We start from the raw sequence: 5,077 nt of genomic DNA, 5'->3' as shown, positions 1-5,077 counted from the left end.
AGGTCGCCCTGTTCGACCCGGTTGAGCGCGGCGCGCACCACGCGAACCGGGGTGGCGGTCAGCCAGGACAGGATCCACATCAGGATGAAGCCGAACGCCAACGCGAAGAGCGCGAGAATCATTACCGCGACGGTGAACTGGGTCGGCGACACGATGTGTAGCGACAGCGTGAGGATGGCAGCCAGAAGGATGCCCAGCACGGGAACGCCGGAACCGAGCGCCCACACGGTCAGTGTTCGGCCCATGATTCCCGGCGCGAAACGGCGCGGCGGGGGCCCCACCGCGAGGGCTTGCGCCGCCACCGGGCGGAGGGCGAACTCGGTGAACAGATAGCAGCTCGCCGATACGACGATGCCGGGAAAGCTGATGCCGAGCAGGACCTTCGGGATGTAGTCGGTGTCCTGTAGTCCATAGATGATGGTCAGCACGACGGTGCCGCCGCCCCAGAGGGCCAGCAGGACGCGGGTCAGCCGCCATGGCGCGAAGAAGGTGTTGCGTTGGTCCTCGGGTGTCGGTTCGCGCTCCTCGAGCGACCACCGCACGTTGTTGATGACCCGGTTGGTCGCCCAGATGACTCCGACCACGAAGGCAAGGGCGATGTAGGCGGGGGCCACCGCGAAGGTGATCCACAGGACCCGGGAGTCGAAGACGCTGGGCACCGGGAACGTGACGGTGACGACGAGGAACGCGACGCCGACGCCGATGAGGTTGGCGCCGAGGACGAACGTCGTGAGGATGATCTGGATGCGGATGCGCCGGCGCCGCTGGCTCTCGGAGACACGGCCCAGGATCCACGAGCCGAACTCGGGAGTCGTCGGCATCCGGCTGCTCTGGTTGGTGACCTTCTCCAGCACTAGGCCCAGCCGCTGCGCCGTGCTCTTCTTCTGGGTCATCGTGGCGTCAGCCTAGTGAGCCAGGAGCGGCCATCTATGGTTGTTCCCGTGCGCCTCGTCATCGCCCAGTGCACCGTCGACTACGTCGGGCGCCTCACGGCTCATCTACCCTCTGCCCGCCGGCTGTTGTTGATCAAGTCGGACGGGTCGGTCAGCGTGCATGCCGACGACCGTGCCTACAAGCCGTTGAACTGGATGAGCCCGCCGTGCTGGCTCGTCGAGGAGGCGGGTGGGCCCAGTCCGGTTTGGGTGGTGGAGAACAAGGCGGGCGAGCAGCTGCGCATCACCGTCGAGGACGTCGAACACGACTCCAGCCACGAGCTGGGGGTCGATCCCGGGCTGATCAAGGACGGCGTCGAGGCGCATCTGCAGGCGCTGCTCGCCGAGCACGTGGAGTTGCTCGGCGTCGGGTACACGTTGGTCCGGCGGGAGTACATGACCGCGATCGGTCCCGTCGACCTGATGTGCCGAGACGAGACGGGGCGCTCGGTGGCCGTCGAGATCAAGCGGCGCGGCGAGATCGACGGCGTCGAGCAGCTCACCCGCTACCTGGACCTCTTGAACCGGGACACCGTTCTGGCGCCGGTGAGCGGCGTCTTCGCCGCCCAGCAGATCAAGCCTCAGGCGCGCACGCTCGCGGTCGACCGCGGAATACGTTGCGTGACATTGGATTATGACCAGATGCGCGGCCTTGATAGTTCCGAGTTCCGACTGTTCTGAGGCCCTACACTGGTGCCATGGCCAGGCGCCGCACACCAGCCCGCAGGCAGCGGTCCCTCCGGCCGCTGCCAGAGTCGCGCCGCGTCGAGCTCGGGCCGGACGGATACGGCTACGACGTCAAGCCGGTCGCCGCGTCGAGGGCGACCAAGGTATACCGCTGTCCCGGGTGTGATCAGGAGATCAGACCGGCCACGCCGCACGTGGTCGTGTGGCCGACCGACATGGGTGAGTCCGCCATCGACGATCGACGGCATTGGCACACGCCGTGTTGGAGCAATCGCGCGACGCGCGGACCGACCAGGAAGTGGTCGTAGCGGTCAGTGCTCTTCTAGTGCTCGTCGCTGGCGGGCTCGACCAGCTCGATCAACACGCCGCCGGTGTCCTTCGGGTGGATGAAGTTGATCCGCGAGTTTGCCGTGCCGCGACGGGCGGCGTCATAGATGAGCCGCATGCCGTCTTTGCGCAGCCGATCCGACAGGGTGTCGAGATCGCTGGTGCGGTAGGCCAGCTGCTGCAGCCCGGGACCGCGCTTGTCGATGAACTTGGCGATCGTCGAATTCTCGTCCAACGGGGACATCAGTTGCAGCTGGGCGCTGCCCTTCGGAGCGCCGCGGACCGACAGCATGGCCTCCCGGATGCCCTGATCGTCGTTGACCTCTTCGTGGAGCACGATCATGCCGAGATGGTCGTGATACCACTTGATCGCAACGTCGAGGTCGGGGACCGCGATGCCAACGTGGTCGACGGCTGTCACGAGGGCGCTCGACAGCACGGAACGCGTACCAACATGCTCGGTCGTCATTTAGTCACGGTAACCTTTACCGGAATGTTTTCGTAATGTGATTGGCCACACATTTCCCGCAACACGGCCCATGGAGGTAGCAAATGACGACGTCGGTGATCGTAGCTGGAGCCCGTACGCCGGTCGGCAAACTGATGGGCTCGCTCAAGGACTTCTCCGGGAGTGACCTCGGTGCCGTCGCCATCGCCGGAGCGCTGGATAAGGCAGGGGTGGCGGCCTCGGCTGTCGAGTACGTGATCATGGGTCAGGTGCTCACCGCGGGTGCCGGGCAAATGCCCGCCCGCCAGGCCGCCGTCGCCGCGGGTATCGGCTGGGACGTGCCCTCGCTGAGCATCAACAAGATGTGCCTGTCCGGCATCGACGCCATCGCGTTGGCCGACCAGCTCATCCGGGCTGGCGAGTTCGACGTCGTGGTCGCAGGTGGTCAGGAGTCGATGACCAAGGCGCCGCACCTGCTGATGGACAGCCGGTCGGGATACAAGTACGGCGACGTCAAGGTGCTCGACAGCATGGCCTACGACGGCCTGCACGACGTATTCACCGATCAGCCGATGGGCGCGCTCACCGAGCAGCGCAACGACGTCGACAAGTTCACCCGCGCGGAGCAGGACGAGTTCGCTGCGCGGTCGCATCAACTGGCGGCGGCTGCGTGGAAGGACGGCGTGTACGCCGACGAGGTCGTCCCGGTGAAGATCCCCCAGCGAAAGGGCGACCCGATCGAGTTCGCCGAGGACGAGGGCATTCGGGCCAACACCACCGCCGAGTCGCTGGGCGGGCTGCGGCCAGCCTTCCGCAAAGACGGCACCATCACCGCCGGGTCGGCGTCCCAGATCTCCGACGGCGCCTGTGCGGTCGTCGTGATGAACAAGGCCAAGGCCGAGGAGTTGGGGCTCGACTGGTTGTGTGAGATCGGCGCCCACGGCGTCGTGGCAGGGCCGGACTCGACGCTGCAGAGCCAGCCCGCGAACGCGATCAAGAAGGCGATCGCCAAGGAGGGCATCTCGCTCGACCAACTCGACGTCATCGAGATCAACGAGGCGTTCTCGGCGGTCGCGCTGGCCTCCACCAAGGAGCTGGGGATCGACGGCGCGAAGGTCAACACCGACGGCGGCGCCATCGCCATCGGTCACCCGATCGGTATGTCGGGCGCGCGGATCACCTTGCACGCCGCCCTCGAGCTGGCCCGGCGTGGTTCGGGTTACGCCGTCGCGGCGCTCTGCGGTGCCGGTGGGCAGGGCGATGCCCTGATCCTGCGTCGCCCCTGAGGCCCGCACACTGGTCAACGACGCAGCGTAGTAGCTAGCCGCGCGTTCAGGCACAATGGCGGCCATGACGAGCACGTTCGATGCCCACAAGGTTGCGGGCTGGTTCCGGTTGATCGCCTTTACAGAGGCAGTCACGTGGGTCGGTCTGCTGATCGGGATGTACTTCAAGTACCTCGGCACACCCCGCACCGAGGTGGGCGTGAAGATCTTCGGGATGGCCCACGGGCTGGTGTTCATAGCGTTCGTCGTTGCTGCGCTGTTGGTGGGCATGGCGTTCAAGTGGGGCGCCCGCGTGTGGGTCTTGGCTTTGCTGGCGAGCATCGTGCCGCTGGGCAGTGTGATCTTCCTCATATGGGCCGAACGGACGGGACGCCTCGGTGCCCGCGCCGCCGCCGTGGCCGCTCCGCCGGTCGGCGAAACGACGTGACAAACTTGTCGTGTGACACGTCCACGTCCATCCGTCGGCCCCGCGCTCGCCGGCGCGTTTGACCTTTCTGCGCTCAAGCAGCCACCACCATCCCGGGACGGCGCCGCGGGCGCCGCGCCCGCCGGTCTCGACATCACCGAGGCCAACCTCGAAGCAGAGGTGCTCGCCCGGTCCAATCAGATCCCCGTCGTCGTCCTGCTGTGGACGCCACGTAGCGAGGCCAGCGCACAGCTGGGCGACGCGCTGGCTGCCCTGGCGGAGGCCGATGGCGGCACGTGGGCGCTGACCACGGTCAACGTCGACACCGCACCGCGGGTGGCGCAGGTGTTCGGGGCGCAGGCGGTGCCCACCGTCGTGGCCGTCGCGGGCGGACAGCCCATCTCCAGCTTTGAGGGCGTGCAACCGCCCGAGCAGCTGCGTCGCTGGGTCGATTCCCTGCTGAGCGCCACCGCGGGCAAGCTCGCCGGCGGCGACGCACCCGAGGGTGCAGAAGAAGCCGATCCGGAGCTCGAACGGGCGCGCGCCCTGTGGGACGACGGCGACTTCGACGAGGCGCTCGCCGCCTACCAGGCGATTCTCGACGCCCAGCCCAACCACGTCGAGGCGAAGGACGCGCTGCGTCAGATCGCGTTCCTGCAGCGCGCGACGACGCGGCCTGCGGACTCGGTCGCGGTGGCCGACGCCTCGCCCGGCGACGTCGAAGCGGCGTTCGCGGCTGCTGACGTCGAGGTGGCGCTGGACTCCGTCGAGGAGGCCTTCAACCGCCTGATCGGTCTGGTGCGCCGCACGGCAGGCGACGACCGAGCGACCGTCCGCACGCGCCTGGTGGAACTCTTCGAGCTGTTCCCGCAGGATGACCCCAGGGTCGTCGCGGGCCGACGCAATCTCGCCAACGCGCTGTTCTAGCTTTCTCATCCCGCCGAACGTGGATTACCCCCACGCCCGCCACGAAAAGGCGTGGGGGTAATCC

Annotated in this window: 7 protein-coding genes; 5 read left to right on the top strand and 2 right to left on the bottom strand. The window is 67.2% G+C overall.

From position 1 onward, the window contains the following. A partial coding sequence (locus tag ACRDUX_RS35160) for a HAMP domain-containing protein (RefSeq protein WP_526421197.1) occupies positions 1–893 on the bottom strand: 893 nt, incomplete at its 3' end. A gap of 48 nt (positions 894–941) precedes the next feature. On the opposite strand from ACRDUX_RS35160, the gene nucS reads away from it, so the two are divergent. Together nucS and ACRDUX_RS35150 are read left to right on the top strand one after the other, a co-directional pair. Beyond that, positions 942–1,613: an endonuclease NucS gene (gene nucS, locus ACRDUX_RS35155; protein ID WP_526421195.1), complete on the top strand. Its 672-nt coding sequence runs from the start codon at positions 942–944 to the stop codon at positions 1,611–1,613. A gap of 17 nt (positions 1,614–1,630) precedes the next feature. Further along, on the top strand, positions 1,631–1,927 hold the full coding sequence (locus ACRDUX_RS35150; protein WP_526421193.1) for an Rv1322 family protein: 297 nt from the start codon (positions 1,631–1,633) through the stop codon (positions 1,925–1,927). Between the two features lie 14 nt (positions 1,928–1,941). Here the strand turns inward: ACRDUX_RS35150 and mce are convergent, their stop codons facing one another. After that, complete coding sequence (gene mce, locus ACRDUX_RS35145; protein ID WP_526421192.1) at positions 1,942–2,415, bottom strand: methylmalonyl-CoA epimerase; 474 nt, start codon at positions 2,413–2,415, stop codon at positions 1,942–1,944. A gap of 83 nt (positions 2,416–2,498) precedes the next feature. Here mce and ACRDUX_RS35140 point away from each other — a divergent pair, with 83 nt between their 5' ends. Genes ACRDUX_RS35140 through ACRDUX_RS35130 form a run of 3 tightly spaced genes read left to right on the top strand, consistent with a single transcriptional unit; the run spans position 2,499 to position 5,013 of the window. Then, positions 2,499–3,680: a thiolase family protein gene (locus ACRDUX_RS35140; RefSeq protein WP_526421190.1), complete on the top strand. Its 1,182-nt coding sequence runs from the start codon at positions 2,499–2,501 to the stop codon at positions 3,678–3,680. 55 nt (positions 3,681–3,735) lie between these two features. Continuing rightward, on the top strand, positions 3,736–4,107 hold the full coding sequence (locus ACRDUX_RS35135) for a DUF3817 domain-containing protein (RefSeq protein ID WP_526421188.1): 372 nt from the start codon (positions 3,736–3,738) through the stop codon (positions 4,105–4,107). 12 nt (positions 4,108–4,119) lie between these two features. Further along, complete coding sequence (locus tag ACRDUX_RS35130) at positions 4,120–5,013, top strand: tetratricopeptide repeat protein (RefSeq protein WP_526421186.1); 894 nt, start codon at positions 4,120–4,122, stop codon at positions 5,011–5,013. Positions 5,014–5,077: the final 64 nt, after the last annotated feature.

Source organism: Mycobacterium sp. (assembly GCF_050701675.1).
Lineage (GTDB): Bacteria > Actinomycetota > Actinomycetes > Mycobacteriales > Mycobacteriaceae > Mycobacterium.
This window is presented reverse-complemented; position numbering and strand designations above follow the sequence as displayed.

What these genes read in the sequence shown, in the direction of transcription:
- ACRDUX_RS35150 (WP_526421193.1), top strand. Translation starts at nt 1,631, where the DNA reads ATGGCCAGGCGCCGCACACCAGCCCGCAGGCAGCGGTCCCTCCGGCCG.
- mce (WP_526421192.1), bottom strand. Translation starts at nt 2,415, where the DNA reads ATGACGACCGAGCATGTTGGTACGCGTTCCGTGCTGTCGAGCGCCCTC.
- ACRDUX_RS35140 (WP_526421190.1), top strand. Translation starts at nt 2,499, where the DNA reads ATGACGACGTCGGTGATCGTAGCTGGAGCCCGTACGCCGGTCGGCAAA.
- ACRDUX_RS35135 (WP_526421188.1), top strand. Translation starts at nt 3,736, where the DNA reads ATGGCGGCCATGACGAGCACGTTCGATGCCCACAAGGTTGCGGGCTGG.